The sequence below is a fragment of the Halalkalibaculum sp. DA3122 genome, from assembly GCF_043951865.1.
Taxonomy (GTDB): domain Bacteria; phylum Bacteroidota; class Rhodothermia; order Balneolales; family Balneolaceae; genus JAMQKA01.
Genome location: NZ_JBINJF010000016.1, coordinates 51,692 through 70,651, shown reverse-complemented (window position 1 = coordinate 70,651; position 18,960 = coordinate 51,692). Strand labels below are relative to the sequence as shown.

Genomic DNA, 18,960 nt, shown 5'->3' with positions numbered 1-18,960 from the left:
TATGAAACGCACTCTTCTGCTATTGTTCGCCCTTACATTCGGTCTGGGCTCCGCGGTCGTTGCCCAGCAAAAAGTATTCATCCCAATGGATGCTTCCCAAACAAACCACTTAAAGGCCTATGGCGTCGTCTTCAACTACCTGAAAGACGGTAACTCGGTTCAATGGCTGCTGAACTACCAGGGCGGGAGTTTTGTAGCACCCTATTCCGACGAACTGATCCGCGAAACCCGGCTGAAAAACGTTAAAACCCGCACCATAGGAGCAGCCGAAGCTTCCAGGATAATTGCGGACGTGGAGCAGCCTCAGGCAAATACATCCGTAGTACAGCTAGACAAGGCTCCGGAAATTGCCGTTTACACCCCAAAACAGGCCCTCCCCTGGGACGATGCCGTAACACTTGCACTGGAATATGCGGAGGTGGATTACGACAAAATATGGGACCCCGAGGTGCTGAACGGGAAGCTCTCGGAATACGACTGGCTGCACATGCATCACGAAGATTTTACAGGGCAATACGGCAAATTCTGGGTCTCCTACCGCAACCATCCCTGGTATATCACTCAGGTTAACCAGATGGAACAAATGGCCAGAGAGATGGGCTACAACAAGGTGAGCAACGAAAAGAAAGCGGTGGCCCGCGAGATCAAGGAATATGTGGGAAACGGCGGGTTCCTTTTTTCCATGTGCTCCGGTACCGATACGTTTGATATCGCTCTGGCCGCTGAAGGCGTAGATATTGCACCCACCCCCTTTGACGGGGATCCGGCCGATCCCAATGCCCAGGAAATGCTGGATTACTCCAAAACGCTTGCATTTACCGATTTCACGATCAGCCTTGATCCCACGGAATATGAACACGCCAATATTGATGTGCCGGTACAGCTGAACGAGGTGGATCAAAAGCTCGATTTCTTTACCCTGTTTGAATTTTCAGCAAAATGGGACCCGGTACCCACCATGCTTACCCAGAATCACGTGAGCAGCATTAAGGGATTTTACGGGCAGACCACCGCTTTTCAAAAAGACAAGATTAAAGAGTCGGTGGTAATACTCGGGGAAAGTCCGGGGCGCGATATGGTGAAATATATTCATGGAAATTACGGTCGCGGCACCTTTACCTTTTACGCCGGACATGATCCCGAAGATTACACCCACCGCGTGGATGATCCGCCGACCGACCTGAGTCTGCATCCCAGCAGCCCGGGTTACCGTCTGATTCTCAATAATATCCTCTTTCCCGCCGCCACAAAGAAAAAACGGAAAACCTGATTATCTGTTACAGGTTAAAAGTTGAAGGTTACAGGTTGAAGGATGTTTGACACAGTTGCAACCTATAATCTTCAACCTGTAACCTTCAACCTTCAACCCGTACGAGTTTGTAATGATTGAGGCATCGAAAAACTTTAACGATCTTGTTGAAATTATTGAAATTCTCAGGAAAGAGTGTCCCTGGGACCGTAAACAGACCCACCAGAGCATAAAAGACAACCTTATTGAGGAAGCCTATGAGGCGGTAGAAGCGATCGACCGAAATGATCTTGAGGAACTCAAAAAAGAGCTCGGCGATCTGCTGCTTCACGTGATATTCCACAGCACCATGGCCTCGGAAACCGATTCATTTTCGATCGAAGATGTGATCTTGTCAATCCAGCAGAAGTTAATTCAGCGTCATCCGCATGTGTTTGGGGATGAAGTCGTACGTGATGAACAGCAGGTCGCGGAAAACTGGGAGACCATCAAGATGAAAGAAGGCAGAACCTCGGTGTTGGAGGGCGTTCCGAATCATCTGCCCGCCTTGATCAAAGCCCAACGCATGCAGGAGAAAGCCGCAAATGTGGGCTTCGACTGGCCGGAAGCAGAGCAGGTGCTGGACAAGGTAAAAGAGGAGCTGGATGAGCTGAAGGAAGCGCTTGAAAACCAAGACCGGGAAGAGTGCCGGAACGAGTTTGGGGACCTGCTGTTTTCGCTCGTCAACCTCGGGCGATTTTATGAGCTAGATGCAGAAGATTCTCTCCGGATAACGAATCGAAAATTTGAACAGCGATTTCGCTTCGTGGAAGAAAAGTTAGACAAAGAGGGACTTGAGATCAACAAAGCTACATTAGAACAGATGGATGCCTACTGGGAAGAGGCTAAATCCAGCGAATAACCTTTCATACATTCTTCAATTTTGTTCAATACATTGCAAACGTTCATAACTTCCTGAATGTTTGAAGAGTAGCAAATGGAAGTAGCTAAAGCATTTACGTAAGTTAGGACCTGATATTTTATCGCTTCCATATTATATTGGACCGAATTTTATAACCGATAAAACCAATTTAAAACCGGAGAACAGGCATGGCCGAGAGTGTAAAAACAGAGATTGATTTAAGTCAGTATCCTCACATTAACAAGGGGCTGGATGGTATCATCGCATTTAGCTCCCGGAAAAGTTTTATTGATGGACAGAAAGGTGAGCTTATCTACGACGGGTACAGCATAGAAACACTGGCTGAAAATGCCACCTTTGAAGAGGTCTGTTTTTTGCTCTGGCACGACCGTTTGCCGAACCAACAAGAGCTCGATGAGCTCAACAAAAAAATGCAGAAAGCGCGCTCCCTCCCCGAACCGGTGCTCCAGTATATCCGCAATACTTCAGCCTCGGCGGAACCGATGTCGGTGCTCCGCACCGGCGTGTCTATGCTGGGTGACTTTTATGAAACGGGGAAAAAAAACGGCCCCGACGGCTGGGTTGACAAAGCGATTACAATCGCTGCCAAAATGCCCACGATTATTGCGGCTTTTGATCGAATAAGAAATGACAAAGAACCGGTCTCGCCGCTGAGCGACAAGAATACCGCCCACAACTTTCTCTACATGCTCAATGGCGAACATCCGGGTGAACAGGCTGCCAAGACCATGGATCTCTGCCTGATACTCCATGCCGAACACGGCATGAACGCCTCCACCTTCACCAGCCGTACCATTTGTGCCACCGAATCGGATATGTTTTCTGCCATTACCGGGGCGATCGGTGCGCTGAAAGGTCCTCTTCACGGGGGAGCCAACCAGGCGGTTATGAATATGCTGCTTGAAATTGAGGAACAAGATGCCGACCCGGTTGAGTTTGTCAAGGAGCGACTCGCCAACAAGGAAAAAATAATGGGTTTTGGTCACCGCGTATACAAAACTATGGACCCGCGGGCCAGAATCCTGCGCAGCATGTCTAAACAGCTTTCGGAGGAAACGGGTCATGTTGAGCTCTACAACTGGTCGGAGGCGATCCTCGAAACAATGAAAAGTGAGAAAAATATCGACCCCAATGTCGACTTTTTCTCCGCTACAGTCTACTACTCGATGGGGATCAAGCCTGACCTTTACACCTGTATCTTTTCCATGAGCCGAGTTTCCGGATGGACCGGCCACTATATTGAACAGGCTGAAAACAACCGGTTGATTCGCCCAAGAGCACTGTACATCGGAGAAAAAAACCAGGATTGGGTACCGGTTGAGGAGCGATAGTTCTTTAGCACTTCTTAACGTTTTACAAAGCTCGTGCCTTTTGAAGGTGCGGGCTTTTTTACTATAAAGACGAGCCGGGAGTAACGAATGAAAAGGTGATACTTCCTTATCTATTACTCGTTAGAGGGTTTTGCAAAGGTTCACTCGTTACTTATCACTTTTTACTATCTAACCCCCAAAAACTTATGCGTCTGCAGGCTAATGCCCCATTTGGGATTTTTTTTGACGTAATCCACAATAAGCTCCATTGAGGAGGGCGTATCCCATTCGGGTTGCAGCAGGAGTGTGGTGTCATCTGGGCATTTATCGGCATTTTTTTCCGCCCATTCAATATCTTTCTGCCTGAGCACCACGACTTTAAGTTCATCCACGTAGGGAAAAATCTCTTCGACCGGCTCTTTAAACCGTTTGGGAGAAAGCGTGATCCAGTCAAGATACCCGGAGAGTGGTGAAGAACCACTGGTTTCGATATGGACGCTGAGCCCCGCTTCCCTGAGCCTGTAGGTAAGTGGATCGAGGTTATGCAACAGTGGCTCGCCTCCCGTTATGACCGCCATCGGGGCGCCACTCTCCCTGGCCCGGCGTACAATCTCTTCCACCGCTACCCGGGGATGCGCATCCTCATCCCAGCTCTCCTTGACATCGCACCACCAGCAGTTGACATCACAACCGGCCGTTCGTATGAAGTAGGCGGCCTTTCCCGTATGGGCTCCCTCACCCTGGATGGTATAGAAATCCTCCATCAAAGGGTATTCCTCCTCTCCGAAGGATTCCGCATTCAGTAGATCGTCTGCTATTTCTGTAGAAGTAAACATTGCTAGTCTTCGGTGTATTCAACCCAGCTGTCTTCAGTTTCCCAAACCGTAACCGTCAGTCTTATATTATCCGGAATGCGCTTGCTGGTTTCCTGGTGAATAAATTCCGCTATGCGTTCAGCGGTGGTCGCGCAGGGCAGCTCCTCGTTCAGGAGACTGTGATCCAATCCTCCTTTTTCAGCCCCTTTCGAGGCCCATTTTAGTTCCCGGAAATCGCATACCATGTCCGGAGAATCCAAATATTTTGAGGGATTCAGCTCGCTTGACTCCGCTCTCATCTGCACCCGATAGGAATGGCCGTGCATGCGACCGCATTTCCCGTCGTATCCTTCAATAAAATGGGCGGCGTCGAACGTAAATTCCGTATGAAGTTTCCATGTTGGCATAACCCCTCAAAATAAAATAAAAATGAGGTTTGCCCAATAGACAAACCTCATAAAATTTTCCCCGTGATGTACGGTAATTTCTCAGGTTGACCGCATGTAAAACAGCTCTAACGCGCCCGTTTAATGGAGCAACCCAGCGACTGCGAACTCCTGGTCGAAATTTCTTCTCCGGCCGCCAGTTCATTAATTGCATCACGCAGGTAGTGCCGGCTCACCTCCTCCGCCGACTTGGCATTGTCGTCGATAGCCCCCTTGTATACGAGCTCCAGGTCGGAGTTAAAAAGGAATACGTGGGGTGTTTTGCTGGCCCCGAACGCATCGGCCAGCCTGTTGCTTTCATCCAGCGCATAGGGGAACTGGTAGTTCATCTCTTGCGCACGCTGCTTCATATCTTTAAATCCATCCCCCCTGTCGCGGTAAGTCGTATTCGGGTTTAATGCGATCATCCCGATCCCTTTCTCCGCTGCGAGGTTGGCAATCGGGTTGTACCGATCCTCCCACGCTTCTACCCACGGACAGGTATTACAGCTGAAAATAACCAGCAGTCCGTTTTCCTGAGCCACCCCGGCAAGGGTCAGCATTTCACCTGATACATCTTTTACCTCGGTCTCCGTCATCGGGGCCTGGCTGCCGAGCTCAAGCTCCTCGACGGGGGCAGTATCGGCGGGATAAAAAGCCCACGCTGTAATTCCGATAAGCAAGCTCAATAACGCGGTAGTTGTCAAGGTTCTTTTCTTCATGATTTTTAAGGATTTATGGCTTGTTTGACATTCGTTTCAAATGTAGAAAAATCAGCTTTGTTTTCCCAACTTGCCACCAGGTTACCGCTGGCGTCAAGAATCTTTGTAAACGGCATTGCGCCGGACCACTTGTCAGAGATCGCATTGATAAACGCCTCGTCACCGCCTGTTTTAAAATAGGTCGTCCAGTCTACCCCCTGCTCGCGCAGGAACCGGAGGGCATCTTCCTTTTTAAAATCCGCAGAAACAAAAATAACCTGCAGTTTTTCTACATATTTCCGCTGCAGTTTTATGATGTGAGGAAATTCCTCAACGCAGGGGCCGCACCACGTCGCCCACATATTTACCAACACGGCTTTCTCTCCCTGGTAGGAGTCGACCAGCTCCTGCAGTTCCTCCCCGTTAATATCTTTTATCAGCTGCGCGTCTGGTACCTGCTGCGCCCGCAGCTCTCCCTCCAGGAATACGAAACAGAAAATTAAAGATGCCAACACAGCTTGAAACACAATTTTTTCACTCATGCGAAGTCTGATTAGATTCGGTTTTCATCTCTTCCGGATTCCAAAAATGCTGCTCAATATCAACGGTGTATTCTGCAACAAATGTCACATTTTCCTGCCGGAGCCGCTCGCGCATCGTATCGCCGGGAAAATGCCCCCGTCCAGTGAGCTCTCCCAGCCGGTTCAGTACACGATGGGCCGGAATTTCCGCTTCGGCGGCATTATTCAGGGCATATCCAACCATCCGCGCCCCGGAGGCCACACCCAGATACGAAGCTATAGCCCCGTAGGTGGTCACTTTACCTTTTGGGATCTGCTCCACCACCTCATAAACACGGTCATAAAAATCTTTGCGGTTAGCATCAGAATATTTCACGGTACTCAATCCTTCAGCAACTTCGTTATTTGTACGACTTCCTCATCGGTAATCCCCTCTTTTTGTCTTGCCAGAGCTACCGTTTCCAACCCGAGTCGTTTGTATAACGAGGCAAGATGCTCATTTTGTTCCAGCAGTTGCACATGCTTTTTCACCGTCTTCAGGTCTCCCCTGGCAATGGGACCGCTCAGCACCGAAGACAACTTTTCGGCAGACGCATTTTCGGCGGTTGTACGCACAAGCGCGTGCAGGGCTTTACGTGCCTCCCATGGATCGACTCCTCCCAGCCCGGCAATCTCTCCGGAAAGGTGCACCAGCGTAATGAGGTAGTTCGATGCCATCACGGCCGCGGCGTGCAGGTACGATTTGGCCTCCGGCGTTACATGAAGTGGATGCGCTCCCAGGCGGGAAACCACCAGCTCCAGCTGATCAACCGCTCCCGCCTGTCCTTCCAGGCTAATATAGATGTCCCCGAAAATACCGGGTGCAGAGGTTGGATTGAAAGTCTGCAGCGGGTGAAATGCAGCAATTTCTGCTCCGGCGCCACTCAGGGGTTCCAGTATTTCCGATGATTCGTTTCCGGAGCAGTGCGCAATCGTACACGAAGAGAGGTCCCACAGTTGACCTGCCAGTTGACCTGTCACAGCTCCAATCGCATCGTCAGCAACCGTTATAAATGTGAGTTCCCCCAAATCCCCGGCAGATTCCGGGATTGAGCCGACGATGCCGGCATTGAGCTCACTCCCCAGGTCTTCCGCTTTTGATACCGTCCGATTAAATAGGCTGTAGATTTTATACCCCTGCAGCTCGAGTGCCCGGGCCAGCGTCTTTCCCAGCGCCCCGATTCCAATGATCGATACCGTTTTTCCCATACTGTGAAGATTATATTTTAAGTATCAGACATTCAATTTCAGGTGATTTCTTACACCACCAGGTGGTCCATTATGGAAACTGAACAAATTCGAGACGGAAGTTGATCCCTCATAAATGAGGATTTGATTTAAAATAACGGGAGAAACGGAGATTCGGCAGAGCTCTCTTCATAGAAAATAGACCGCCTGTTTTGGCTCTATCCCCGGCTGTAATACGCCACCGCCACCCAGTGGTTGCGATGCCGTAAGCTACAAATTATCGCCGTTTTATCATCAGCAAAAAAGCCGGTAAACAGCCGGTCACTCTCCACCTGTAATTTCAATTTATTCAAGTTGGTGCGCAGCCCTTTTCCCTCGAGCTTTACCATCGCTTCTTTTAGCGTCCAGATCCGCACAATCGGCTGATCGGCCAGCAAAGCGCGCTCTTCATCATGCAGAATCCGCCTCCTCAACCGTTCTGCCACCGTACGTCCGACCGGCTCAATATCCACCCCTACCGGGAGAGTGGGCGATATTCCGCACACCACCTTTTCCGAGGTATGAGCCAAACTGAGGTGATAGCGGGCATTGCTGTATATCCCAAACGGTTTACCAAACCCATCCTTCTGTATTTCAAAAACGGTTTGATCCAGCCCCATCTCTCCGACCAGCTCTTTTATCAGGCCCCGCGTGGTAAGGAACTCATTACGGCGGCGCTGGTGACTGATCTGCCGGTATTCCTCCCGTTCGGCCGGGGACAACAAGCCAGCGGAGTATTGCCGGCCAATCGCTCCCATCGCTACATGCAAATCTTCCGGTAATAGAGATCGGTACAGAGCTGTTATATTTTCCAAACTTATACCTCTGATTAATGAATCCTTGGTTGAAAGTCTCACTACGCTGGTTGAAAACCAACATCAAAGTTCTCGAAAAATCCGGGCTATATCTGCCGACCATCCATGCCAGCTTGAATCGTAATGTTACAGGGGATTGAAAGTCAGGTTCCAGAACCAGATAATAACGGCTAAAATTATGAGCAAGACCAACCATATGGCGATAGCCGTACGAGCCGCCTTTTTGGCTTTCTGAGCATCCCACCAGGTTCGGGGCCGAACGCCCTGCATCAAGAAGGTAAGGATACCGGCCAGGTTGATGCAGATCAGGTTGGTAAACGTGAGAATCATGGATCCGACCGCCAAGCCGGTATATCCAGCCCCAAGAAGCAGTCCCACGTTAACCAGCGGCGGCAACAGGGCAACCGCCACCATTACTCCCACGATCGCTGCCGGCACGCCACGGGTGAACGCAAGTACGCCAGCACTTCCTGCCGCCAGGGCGATGCTGATATCTCCCATACTAACGTTTGTTTTATTGATGAGTTGCTGGGAATTCAGGTCCACTTCCATAAGTAATCCCATCAATAAAGCCACCGCCAAAGATGAAAACACGCCCACCGCATTGGCCTTCAGCGACCGCCAGCCCAGTTTCAGGTCGCCCAGCGTAGCAGCCAGCGCCATTGAAACATTGGGACCGAGCAGCGGGGCGATCACCATGGCGCCGATGATAACGGCGACATCATCGCGAACCAATCCCACTCCCGCCACAATCGTCGACAAAATAACCATTCCGATATACACCCAGTTCAGATCGCTTCCGCTGGATACATCCGCATAGAGCTCTTCCCTGCTTATTCGACCCAAGTCGCTTTTCGAGGAGTCGTTCTCGCCGTTCGTGTCATCCGCCGTTTCATCTTCCTGGTCAACCTCCGGCTGCGGTACCGTCGCCTCAACAGAAAAAAGCATGATTCGGAATCCGTCGGCACTGGAAAACTTCTGGGTCAGCCGGTCGGAAAGCGCTTCCGTTCGATTGGTGTTAATCAATACGCGCAGGATGGAACAGCTGTCATCCAGGGTATCGGTCCATACTCCCAGTACCTGCTCCTGTTCCACAACCTTCCGCGCCTCCCTGATCGTATCCGGGGGTGCCATCAGCTCGAGCATTCTATAATCCATCAGCGAAAATCTTGGTGACTGTTCGGTGACAGAGTACAAAGGAAATGAATAAGAAAAAAGGATAAACTCGCCCCTGGCTCATCCCTGCTGGTAAGTGAAGTTATTAAAATATCAGGATGGAACATGATCAAGTTTCCATCTAGGAATATGCAGGCTGGATTTCCCAAATCGATATACTCATCTGTCAAATAAATTCCCTATTTTGCGCGACTATCAAAGAGTCACAAATTTAAAACAATTTTACAGATACCCTGATGAGCAACGCCGATTCAACTGTCAGCGAACAACATGAAATTCGACTGGAAAAACTGGACCAGCTCCGGGCCATGGATGTCGACCCCTACCCCTATGAATTTGACGTAACCCACACCAGCCGGCAGATCCTGGAAAATCCCAAATTAATGCGCCAGGACGGGCAGGATGAAGAAGAGCTGGAGCGCGTTTCCATCGCCGGGCGAATCATGACCCGCCGTATCATGGGGAAATCGACCTTCTTTAACCTGCAGGATTCTGCCGGGGAGATCCAGGTGTACATCCGTCGCGACGATGTGGGCAAAGAAAATTACAACACCGTTTTCAAAAAGCTGACTGACATCGGGGATATCGTCGGTATCAAAGGCTTTGTCTTTGAAACAGGTACCGGAGAAACCACCGTACACGCCGAAGAGTTTGTGCTGCTCAGCAAAGCCCTGCGCCCGATTCCGATCCCCAAAGAGGTGGAAACCGACGAGGGTAAAACGAAGGTGTACGATGCGTTTACCGACAAGGAGCAACGGTATCGGCAGCGGTATCTAGACCTGATTGTAAACCCGGAAGTGCGGGAGACCTTCCGCAAGCGGACCGAGATGGTACAGGCGATGCGCACCATCATGAATGAGCGGGGTTACCTGGAGGTGGAAACCCCGATCCTTCAGCCGATCTACGGCGGTGCCACAGCCCGGCCTTTCGAAACGCACCACAACGCGCTGGACATGAAGCTCTACCTGCGTATCGCGAATGAACTTTACCTGAAGCGACTGATCGTGGGCGGGTATGACGGGGTGTATGAGTTTTCAAAAGATTTCCGCAATGAGGGCCTTTCGCGCTTTCACAATCCCGAATTCACCCAGGTTGAGCTGTATGTGGCCTACAAGGATTACCACTGGATGATGGATTTCACCGAAGAGCTGCTCGAAAAGGTGGCCATTGAGCTGCACGGCTCTACAAAAGTGACGGTGGGCGGAAACGAGGTCGACTTCAAACGTCCCTGGCCCCGCATCCCGATGCTGGAGGCGATCGAAGAAGCAACCGGCTACGACCTCTATCAAAAGGAGCTCAATGAGCTGCAGGAGATCGCCGAAGAGCTCAATATTGAACTGGAGGAAGGAACCGGGAAAGGGAAAATTATCGATGAAATTTTTGGTGAATTTGTTGAGCCGAACCTTATACAACCGACCTTTATCACCGATTACCCGGTGGAAATGAGTCCTTTGGCCAAGAAGCACCGTACAAAGGAGGGACTGGTGGAACGGTTTGAGTGTATTTGCAACGGCAAGGAGATCGCCAACGCCTTCACCGAGCTCAATGATCCCGTAGACCAGCGACAGCGGTTTGAAGAGCAGCTCAGGCTTCGGGCTCAGGGCGATGAGGAAGCGATTGAAGAGCTGGACGAGGACTTCCTGCGGGCACTGGAGTATGGCATGCCGCCGACGGCCGGGCTCGGTATCGGCATCGACCGGCTGGCGATGATTATGACCGACTCGGACTCCATTCGAGACGTACTCTTCTTCCCGCAGATGAAACCGGAAAAAGATTAGTTATTTGTTCTTGGTTGAATAGTTATTAGTATCACATCTTCCAATGATGCTCTACTTTTTGAAAACTTCATCTGAATTTTCAACTTCTCAATATCCCAGATAACGAATAGGGACCTTTGCGGAATATACTATGTTATTGGGAGGTGGTTGTACCACCGACCGTATTGATCTTTAACCGGGAGTACAACTCCCTCAAAAAGAGGAAGTTAGGTTTGCAAAGTCCTCTGATAACGAAAAACCGATAACAAAATGAACTTTGAGTGGTATTTGGCCCTTCGGTATTTCAGGGGAAAGCGGAAAGGATCCCGCTTTCTCTCTTTTATCAAAACCATGGCCATTACCGGGGTGGCCGTCGGTTCTGCCGGACTGTTGATCGCTCTCTCCATCGTTCATGGATTTAAGTCGGTTATCAATGACAAAATACTTGGATTCGCACCCCATATTACGATAACCACCTTCTCCGACGACCCGATCTACCGCGCTGACACCCTCCTGACGACGCTCCAGAAGTATCCCCAAATAGACAAGGCACAGGCGGTGGTCTCCGGACAGGCGATGATACAGTCGCCGGAGGAAATTAGCGGCATTCTCATGAAAGGGGTGGACCGCGGGGGAGATATCTCCGACATGCGCTCCTACATCAGCCGGGGTGCCTATGACCTGGAGGTCGATTCCACGGGAATGCCGGGCATCATCCTGGGCGCCGAGCTGGCCCGGAACCTGCAAACGGATGTGGGGTCCGTACTCACCTCCTATACCATTGATGGAATACCCACGCCTCTCAATTCACCTGATATCCAGCAGTTCAGGGTCTCCGGCATCTACCAGACCGGCATCGACCGGTTTGACGATGTCTTCGCGATGGTAGATCGCGAGTACGCGCGGTCGCTATTTAAAATATCCGGAAGGGAGGCGACCTCTGTAGAGATAAAATTAAAGAGCGCCGATCAAATTCAGGTGTTCGACGCCCAGCTGACCTCCGATATGCCATTTCCCTATTTTACGGAAACCATCTACGACCGGTACGGCAATATTTTTGCCTGGGTAGACCTGCAGGAATCCACCATTCCTTTTGTGATCAGCGTGATGATTATCGTGGCGGCGTTTAACCTGATCGGCACCATCCTGATGATGGTACTGGAACGCACCAAAGATATCGGTATCCTCAAAACGATCGGGGCACCCGACGGCAGCGTCAAATGGGTGTTTCTGCTGGAAGGGTTCTTTGTGGCTGCGGTGGGACTCCTGATCGGCATCGCTCTGGCCCTGTTATTTGTGTGGCTGCAGTCGACCTGGCATATCATCCCGCTTTCTGAACAAAACTATTACATGGCCTACGCCCCGGTGGAACCGCACGGGCTGGATTTTGTGATCGTCTCCCTGGTTACTTTTCTGCTGTGCGGGCTGGCATCGTGGCTCCCCTCGAGAGTGGCGGCCAAAACCGATCCGCTTAAGGTTATCGCTTTTGGTCGTTGAGCCCGATCGGGATCTCACAGTACTGCCGGACCTTGTTGCTCCGAGCTATTGTCAATCATATAGTATCACCAAATGTCCTACAACCAAAAGCTGGAAGACCGCATTGATCACTACCTGATCGAAAATGAACGCCTGGTCAAAAATAAAAATCTCGGCTGGGTGGGATGGCTCCTGAATGGCAATCTCTGCTTTGGCATCTTCGATGATTTGCTCATCGTGCGCCTGAGTGATTCCCTGGGTAATACCCTGGCGGAAAAACCGGGTATAGAACATTTTCGGCAGGCCGACCATACCGAAGGAAAGATACTTTCAGTGGTTTCAGGGATCTATGAACACAGGAAAGCACTCCATAAATTTATTACGCAAAGTATTGAATTTACTGCCACCCTGCCTCCCAAAGAATCTGACCAGTGGACCAATCCTCTCGAATAACACCGATAGCGTGAGTCCGTCTTACACTGCTGTTTAATTCCATTTGAGAATTTAAAAACATCTCAAATCAACGGTTGAGGAATTTCCTGTAAAATCTTCATCTATGAAGGATAAACTGCGATTTCGAATGCGCTCAGGGACTGCCAGTTGATAGAATACTCTATAAATCATTGAGCAGTTTAACGGCCTTTGCCACGCTCTGTTGCGGGCTCCCACATTCGCCTTTTCCCCGCCGGGGTCACCGCCGCTGCGCATAAAAGCGTGTCCCGCCCCTTCGTAGATTTCATAGTTATATGGGATTCCCGCTTTTTGCATCATCCGCACCGTTTCGGAAATGGTCGCATTCACACGCTGATCATCTCCGCCGTAGAACTTTACAGGAATTCTCTTTTGCAAACAGCCTCTCAGTCCTTTTGGACATCAAGCAGATTTTTACAAGGTGAAGCAAACCCGGATTCCTATTTTACACTGGTATTTGCGCTCCGCGCCTGTTACTTTTGGAACCGAAACACGGAACAGGCAATAGCTTTACCAAGGGTTGCTTGTTTCCGAACGAAATTAAAATCAGGTATTGACAAACTCTGTATTCCATGGCTGACATCCGAAACGACTGGACCAAAGAACAGATCACTGAAATTTACAACACGCCACTTATGGAGCTGGTGTACCAGGCGGCAACAGTGCATCGCGAACATCACGCAACCGGAGAGGTGCAGGTATGTACCCTTCTCTCCATCAAGACCGGCGGATGCCCCGAAGACTGCGCCTACTGTCCCCAAAGCGCTCACCACAGCACCGATGTTGAAGCCGAGCCGATGCTGGACCGCGAAGAAATTCTGGGGGCCGCTCGCAAAGCCAAAGAATCCGGGAGTACCCGGTTCTGCATGGGAGCTGCATGGCGTTGTGCTCGCGACAACAAGGATTTTGAAAAAGTACTCGATATGGTGCAACAGATTACCGACATGGACATGGAGGTCTGCTGCACGCTCGGTATGCTGACGGACGAGCAGGCCCGGAAGCTGAAAGATGCCGGGCTCTATGCCTATAACCACAACCTGGACAGCAGTGAAGATTTTTACAATCGAATCATCTCAACCCGTTCATACCAAGATCGGCTGGATACACTCCAAAAAGTCCGAAATAATGATATCAGCGTATGCTGTGGCGGAATTATCGGTATGGGGGAAACCGATGAAGATCGAATTGAGCTGATACACAATCTCTCAACCATGCCGCAACACCCGGAGTCTGTACCGATAAACGCCCTGCTTCCTGTTGACGGCACCCCGCTGGAGACCCAGGAACAGGTGCCCTGGCACGAAATGGCCCGGATGATTGCCACAGCCCGAATCACGATGCCTGACTCCATGGTGCGTCTTTCCGCCGGCCGGGTAAACATGAGCATGCAGGAACAGGCGTTCTGCTTTATGGCCGGCGCCAACTCCATCTTTACCGGTGAAAAACTGCTGACTACCGACAACAACGACCTCTCTGAAGATCAACAGATGTTCGACATCCTGGGGATAACCCCAAGAAAAGCGTTCAAAGACGCCCGGGAGGAGCACCTCCCCGAAAGCATCGAAGCGGCAGAGTAGACGGCATCAAATTCGAATCCCAACAATCTGATTAACCCTGCTCCAACTTCCTTTTTGTTGGAAGGTAGTTGTACCACCGACCTTGTTGACCTTTTAAACGGAAGGAAAACTCCACCAGAACGAGGAATTGAGGGTTTTGCAAAAGCCCTCATACTGCTGTGACGTCAAATCCCTGCTTCCGTTTTTACCTGACGGGATGCGGTTAAACACCGGTCACGCCGATCCATGCAGGCATGATAGCAAAGAATGCTGTTCAACCGTATACCTGATGATCTGCAGCATCGATGTCATCTGCGTTCCGGCAAACTTGATGGTCATAGTTGACATGGCACTACTCCAGTCTCCTGATTCTTATATTTTTAAACTCAACGCCCTGCCCTTCGGCCTGCAGCCCGATATAGCCCACGGTAAGGGGTTTGCCATCCACTTTAATCTCCGGATCATACCCGTTGACCACGCCTCCACCTATCTGAGGTTTGGTATATTCCAACACCGTGTTTCCATTGACTTTGTGAATGGCCAGGGAGTCTTCGTGCACTATGAGCTCGGCCTGCACCCACTGGTCCCACGGATAGGTTTCAGAGGATGAGTTGATGCAGTGCCGCGGATCCATCTCCCCCTGGTAAAATACCTCGGTGCCGGGCGAACACATATTGCCGGTAGGCCTGGGCTCGCCATCTTCTGCGGCGGCAAGCATCTGGTACTCAACAGAAATGGGCCAGTCCTGTTCTTTCAAAATAGTGTTGGGATCCTGCGAATGAAACATGACTCCACTGTTTCGATAGGTATATCCGGGGGCGTCATCAAGCCACTGGTCGGTGAACCGGTACTCAAACTTCAGGTGAAAGGATGAAAATGGCTCTTTGTAGAAAAGATGCCCATACCGCTCGTTAAACTCGTCATAGTCATCATAGTTCACCTGTATTATCCCATCTTTTACCCGAAAGGTGCCGGCGTAGTTATCACCTACCTCGTGATGGTGTATTTTGACGATCCAGTCATCAAGGTTTTTGCCGTTGAAGAGTGTCCTCCACTCCCCACTCTGAGAGTTTTGATCTTTGGAGCCGCAGGAGATGATGATTGCTGCTACGGCCAGCAATAAAATAGTCTGCATTTTTTTCATTATATGATTCTGTCTGGTTCCTGATCTTGTTTTATTCTTATCGTCTCGGAGTCCATCAAATTTGGGACAAATCCTTATGGAAAACTTCCAATAACAGGATTATTCAGCGACTTTTCCACCGTGATTTTCAAAACGTCAGGAACAATGAACCTGACAAGATAATTACAAGATGGGAAAAAGTATCGACACCGGGCCGGATCACAAAGGCCTGCCAGGAGCCATTGTAAGAGGGCAATACAAGCTTGTTACTTATCTCAGTAATAATTTAATTGGTCAATGGATAGTCGTTCAACATACAGTCCACGACAAATAGAAGGAGAAGTGCAATCTTGAAGGTGTACAGACTTGCGTTTATAATACTGGCATTGAGTTGCTCATTAACGCTGGAGGTATCAGCTCAAGATGATTTGCCGGTTCAGACCCTTATCATTACCGGAGCGGCTCCATATGGTTATCATCCGTGGGAAGAGAATATTGAACTGATCAAACCTCGGCTTGAGGCGTTTGATGTCGCTGATACAGAATACCACATTGCCCGCGGACTCGAAGATTGGCGAAAATGGGATGGAGATTACTCCAATTACGACGCAATCGTCATCATTTATTACTGGTCGCAGGCTCCCCGGGAGGAGCTCGAAAAGCTGGATCGATATGTGCGGTCAGGCGGATCCCTGGTTATCGTGCACTCCTCCCTTGCCGGATTTTGGGAGCAGGCGCTCTTTGACCAGTGGACCGGCATCGCTTACCGGGAACGAGATGCCGACTACGGCCATGCGCTTTCCTTCAACGAGCAGCAACACCGAGTCATACAACCACCCGGCGAAGGCGGCGGTTCTGCCCACGCCCCTATTGACACATTCAGGATTCATACCCGGCTTCCTGAACATCCGATCATGAAAGACTTGCCGGCATCGTGGATGCAGTCGCCTGATGAGCTCTACTACAATCTTCGGGGCCCAAATACCAACCTGCAGGTGCTGGCGACCGCCCGGGCCCCGGATGGCTCCTTCGCCCCCCAAGCCTGGGTACGCCACCACGGGGAAGGTCGAATTTTTTGTCTGACACCCGGTCATCATGCGCCTGGTGCTTCATCCGTCGGTTTCATCACCCTGCTGGCCCGCGGAATCGAATGGGCAGCCACGGGTGCGGTCACCCTACCTGTCCCCTCCAACTTTCCGGGAAAAAATGAACCTGTCACGGGGTTGCCCCACTTTGATTAGGGTTTCCTCCTCAAAAAGTCTTGTTGCCGACTGCCGTGGCAGAGATGCTCATTTAAAAACAAAACGAACCTCAAAAATTTTTCACCTGAAGATCTATTCGCCTGGCTCGGCTCACCAAGAAATTTATTTTTTAGCAAGGCGAAGGGCAAATCGCCGCGCAGATGCACGTTGGTACGTTGAGCAGGTTATTTGCCCTTCAACGCAGCTGAAAGGCCCATTTCGCAGCCTTTTACAGACTGTTATGATAATTTGGCAGTAAAAAATGGGATAAGGTATGGTCATCCATAATGTGACATGATCTTATCCGAAATACTCGTGAGAAATCCGGGCTAGCTGCGTATGCCAGGCCAGCTTCATAATTCCACATTCCGAAGGATATGATACAATTTCTGTACAGCTCCCCAGTCCAGAAAATCCGTGTAGCTAAACCGGGCTCCCCAACTCGAAAATCTCAGCCCAGGAGTCTTTCGGACATAGGGATATAAGGAAGGATACCTAACCGGGAACAGTGGCATTTTAATACACCTGCAGCCATGCCTTCGGGTTAATACGCTTTTACTTCTCTTTTCCGGGCGGAAACGCTGTAATCACGCCCATCCATAGTGAAATAATTATGAGTCCCCCAAATTCCCGGGCTGTTTCAAACTCCATATTTGTCATTTTTACGGAGCTGAACGTCCTGAAACTGAAGCTTTCACCTTCAAAAAATTCCGGGAATATGAATGCCGCCCAGCCCAGGGCAACGACCAGTACAACAACAGGAACCGCTTTCCTGTAGTGCCCGGTGGCATGCAGGAGGCTCGCCACGGCAGCCGCAAGGTATATTCCCATCCACGCGAACATATCCGGGTCGTTGTACTGGGCAAAGGCCGCAAATACAAATACGATGGCCATAAAATAACTTAACACCGTCAAAACTTTGTCTTTCATGATACTCATGGTCAAACTATTTCTTTTCAATGTTTAACGAGGCTTGCAATACTTCCAATATCTCTTTTAAAAATTGAACGATTGTCTCTTCTGCCCTTTAATACGATAATTTTGATAAGATTTCAATGCCTTTAACAGCTCCAGTTCGTGCAAAAAAATTTATTCCCATAAAGACTGACAGGTCTTTTGTCAGGCGTATTCATGAGCTGGCTCCCTGATATTTTTAAAAATCAAAACCGAGCAGATAATCGAGACCATCCCGAATAATGGAATAATCACGATTGCCGGCATAATGTTTTGTCCAAGCATCCCCATCGCAACAACTTTTGCCGTCAGGGCGGTCATCAATATAGACAGAAAGACGAAATAAACGGGGCCAAGCAAATACCCAAATGGCTTTTTTCGAATGAACAACACCCCGGAAACAAACGCGAGCGGCAACAGCAACCCGAGGTCCAGCCCTTGTACAATCAATGTTGTGTAATGCTCCACTTGCCCGGGGATGATCGATCCGTCCAGCAGGGGCGGCACAACCACCTGCAGCCACATGAGTCCAATGGCGATGCTGTTGAATATCAGAAATCCGCCCATAAATTTTACCGGTGTGCTTTCCCCAAAGTGTTCAGAAATATTGGAGAGGTCGAAAGAAAGCAGCGTCTGGGCGAAGGCAAAAAAGGTGGTACCAAGCAGTGTGGCGTAAACCAAAAACAACACGTTGTACATCCCCATCACAAGGTAGAACAGGTACGTGACCAGAAAATAACCCAGCGTACCCGCCAGGAGAAACCGGCCTTTGAGAGACCCACTGCGGGCCCAAAAAAGCGATAGCAACAGCAATGGCACTCCAGCAAACAGAGTCACATAATCCTGGGCGATACCCTGTGGGGCAACATCCTGCGACATGTGTTTATAAAGTCCTTTCCCGTAAACAGTCACCGTTTCCCCTCTTACCGTTTCAAGATCATAGGGACCGGGACCGCCGGTCGAAAAAATGCCCATCGATGCCGCGACAACTGCCAGAATAATTATTATCGAGGACAGAATGGTTATGGATTTCCGGTATTTCATGGCGAATCGATTATTAATTCTTTCAAAATGTACTTATTGATACCGAAAATTTTATGCCAATATGCGTATCCCCGCCTTTATTATTAGGAAACAGGACTTTGCATAACCACTGGTTTATCCAAAATCGGTATTTTTATA

At 49.9% G+C, this 18,960-nt stretch carries 20 protein-coding genes; 8 read left to right on the top strand and 12 right to left on the bottom strand.

The window, feature by feature from the left end:
* Position 1: 1 nt before the first annotated feature.
* The 3 genes from ACG2F4_RS11745 (at position 2) to ACG2F4_RS11735 (ending at position 3,502) form a co-directional block, all read left to right on the top strand.
* A complete protein-coding gene (locus ACG2F4_RS11745) occupies positions 2 to 1,270 on the top strand; it encodes an asparagine synthetase B (protein WP_395260932.1) in 1,269 nt (422 codons plus the stop codon).
* A 112-nt stretch (positions 1,271 to 1,382) separates the two neighbouring features.
* Complete coding sequence (mazG, locus tag ACG2F4_RS11740; protein ID WP_395260930.1) at positions 1,383 to 2,150, top strand: nucleoside triphosphate pyrophosphohydrolase; 768 nt, start codon at positions 1,383 to 1,385, stop codon at positions 2,148 to 2,150.
* Positions 2,151 to 2,338: 188 nt separating this feature from the next.
* Complete coding sequence (locus ACG2F4_RS11735; protein WP_395260929.1) at positions 2,339 to 3,502, top strand: citrate synthase; 1,164 nt, start codon at positions 2,339 to 2,341, stop codon at positions 3,500 to 3,502.
* A 164-nt stretch (positions 3,503 to 3,666) separates the two neighbouring features.
* Here the strand turns inward: ACG2F4_RS11735 and ACG2F4_RS11730 are convergent, their stop codons facing one another.
* The 8 genes from ACG2F4_RS11730 to ACG2F4_RS11695 all read right to left on the bottom strand — a co-directional run bounded on the left by ACG2F4_RS11730 (position 3,667) and on the right by ACG2F4_RS11695 (position 9,182).
* Positions 3,667 to 4,317, bottom strand: coding sequence for a 7-carboxy-7-deazaguanine synthase QueE (locus ACG2F4_RS11730; RefSeq protein WP_395260928.1), 651 nt, complete (start codon positions 4,315 to 4,317; stop codon positions 3,667 to 3,669).
* Between the two features lie 2 nt (positions 4,318 to 4,319).
* Positions 4,320 to 4,703 carry a 6-pyruvoyl trahydropterin synthase family protein gene (locus ACG2F4_RS11725; RefSeq protein WP_395260926.1) on the bottom strand — a complete coding sequence of 128 codons (384 nt, stop codon included), beginning with the start codon at positions 4,701 to 4,703 and terminating at the stop codon, positions 4,320 to 4,322.
* Between the two features lie 107 nt (positions 4,704 to 4,810).
* Positions 4,811 to 5,443: a thioredoxin family protein gene (locus tag ACG2F4_RS11720; protein WP_395260924.1), complete on the bottom strand. Its 633-nt coding sequence runs from the start codon at positions 5,441 to 5,443 to the stop codon at positions 4,811 to 4,813.
* 5 nt (positions 5,444 to 5,448) lie between these two features.
* The gene (locus ACG2F4_RS11715) at positions 5,449 to 5,964 is read right to left on the bottom strand and encodes a TlpA family protein disulfide reductase (protein ID WP_395260923.1); all 516 of its coding nucleotides are present in this window, start codon (positions 5,962 to 5,964) and stop codon (positions 5,449 to 5,451) included.
* Positions 5,957 to 6,319 carry an MGMT family protein gene (locus ACG2F4_RS11710; RefSeq protein WP_395260921.1) on the bottom strand — a complete coding sequence of 121 codons (363 nt, stop codon included), beginning with the start codon at positions 6,317 to 6,319 and terminating at the stop codon, positions 5,957 to 5,959. The genes ACG2F4_RS11715 and ACG2F4_RS11710 overlap by 8 nt, the downstream gene beginning before the upstream one ends.
* 5 nt (positions 6,320 to 6,324) lie before the next feature.
* The gene (locus ACG2F4_RS11705) at positions 6,325 to 7,191 is read right to left on the bottom strand and encodes a Rossmann-like and DUF2520 domain-containing protein (RefSeq protein WP_395260920.1); all 867 of its coding nucleotides are present in this window, start codon (positions 7,189 to 7,191) and stop codon (positions 6,325 to 6,327) included.
* Between the two features lie 197 nt (positions 7,192 to 7,388).
* Positions 7,389 to 8,024 (bottom strand): 4'-phosphopantetheinyl transferase family protein, encoded by a 636-nt coding sequence (locus ACG2F4_RS11700; protein ID WP_395260918.1) that lies wholly within the window; start codon positions 8,022 to 8,024, stop codon positions 7,389 to 7,391.
* 126 nt (positions 8,025 to 8,150) lie between these two features.
* Positions 8,151 to 9,182 (bottom strand): TIGR00341 family protein, encoded by a 1,032-nt coding sequence (locus ACG2F4_RS11695; RefSeq protein WP_395260917.1) that lies wholly within the window; start codon positions 9,180 to 9,182, stop codon positions 8,151 to 8,153.
* Between the two features lie 254 nt (positions 9,183 to 9,436).
* On the opposite strand from ACG2F4_RS11695, the gene lysS reads away from it, so the two are divergent.
* The 3 genes from lysS to ACG2F4_RS11680 all read left to right on the top strand — a co-directional run bounded on the left by lysS (position 9,437) and on the right by ACG2F4_RS11680 (position 12,886).
* Positions 9,437 to 10,978 carry a lysine--tRNA ligase gene (gene lysS, locus ACG2F4_RS11690; RefSeq protein ID WP_395260915.1) on the top strand — a complete coding sequence of 514 codons (1,542 nt, stop codon included), beginning with the start codon at positions 9,437 to 9,439 and terminating at the stop codon, positions 10,976 to 10,978.
* Between the two features lie 249 nt (positions 10,979 to 11,227).
* A complete protein-coding gene (locus ACG2F4_RS11685; protein WP_395260914.1) occupies positions 11,228 to 12,454 on the top strand; it encodes an FtsX-like permease family protein in 1,227 nt (408 codons plus the stop codon).
* Positions 12,455 to 12,526: 72 nt separating this feature from the next.
* Entirely contained in the window at positions 12,527 to 12,886 is a 360-nt protein-coding gene (locus tag ACG2F4_RS11680; protein ID WP_395260912.1) for a hypothetical protein, read from the top strand.
* Positions 12,887 to 12,937: 51 nt separating this feature from the next.
* Here the strand turns inward: ACG2F4_RS11680 and ACG2F4_RS11675 are convergent, their stop codons facing one another.
* Positions 12,938 to 13,282 (bottom strand): dienelactone hydrolase family protein, encoded by a 345-nt coding sequence (locus ACG2F4_RS11675; protein WP_395260911.1) that lies wholly within the window; start codon positions 13,280 to 13,282, stop codon positions 12,938 to 12,940.
* Positions 13,283 to 13,476: 194 nt separating this feature from the next.
* On the opposite strand from ACG2F4_RS11675, the gene bioB reads away from it, so the two are divergent.
* Complete coding sequence (gene bioB, locus ACG2F4_RS11670; protein WP_395260909.1) at positions 13,477 to 14,481, top strand: biotin synthase BioB; 1,005 nt, start codon at positions 13,477 to 13,479, stop codon at positions 14,479 to 14,481.
* Between the two features lie 331 nt (positions 14,482 to 14,812).
* On the opposite strand, the gene ACG2F4_RS11665 is transcribed toward bioB, so the two are convergent.
* The gene (locus ACG2F4_RS11665; RefSeq protein ID WP_395260908.1) at positions 14,813 to 15,604 is read right to left on the bottom strand and encodes a DUF1080 domain-containing protein; all 792 of its coding nucleotides are present in this window, start codon (positions 15,602 to 15,604) and stop codon (positions 14,813 to 14,815) included.
* Positions 15,605 to 15,969: 365 nt separating this feature from the next.
* Here ACG2F4_RS11665 and ACG2F4_RS11660 point away from each other — a divergent pair, with 365 nt between their 5' ends.
* Positions 15,970 to 16,824, top strand: a complete 855-nt coding sequence (locus ACG2F4_RS11660) for a ThuA domain-containing protein (RefSeq protein ID WP_395260906.1) — start codon at positions 15,970 to 15,972, stop codon at positions 16,822 to 16,824.
* A gap of 555 nt (positions 16,825 to 17,379) precedes the next feature.
* Here the strand turns inward: ACG2F4_RS11660 and ACG2F4_RS11655 are convergent.
* Positions 17,380 to 17,763: a transmembrane 220 family protein gene (locus tag ACG2F4_RS11655; protein ID WP_395260904.1), complete on the bottom strand. Its 384-nt coding sequence runs from the start codon at positions 17,761 to 17,763 to the stop codon at positions 17,380 to 17,382.
* A 180-nt stretch (positions 17,764 to 17,943) separates the two neighbouring features.
* A complete protein-coding gene (locus ACG2F4_RS11650; protein WP_395260902.1) occupies positions 17,944 to 18,822 on the bottom strand; it encodes a hypothetical protein in 879 nt (292 codons plus the stop codon).
* Positions 18,823 to 18,960 lie beyond the last annotated feature (138 nt).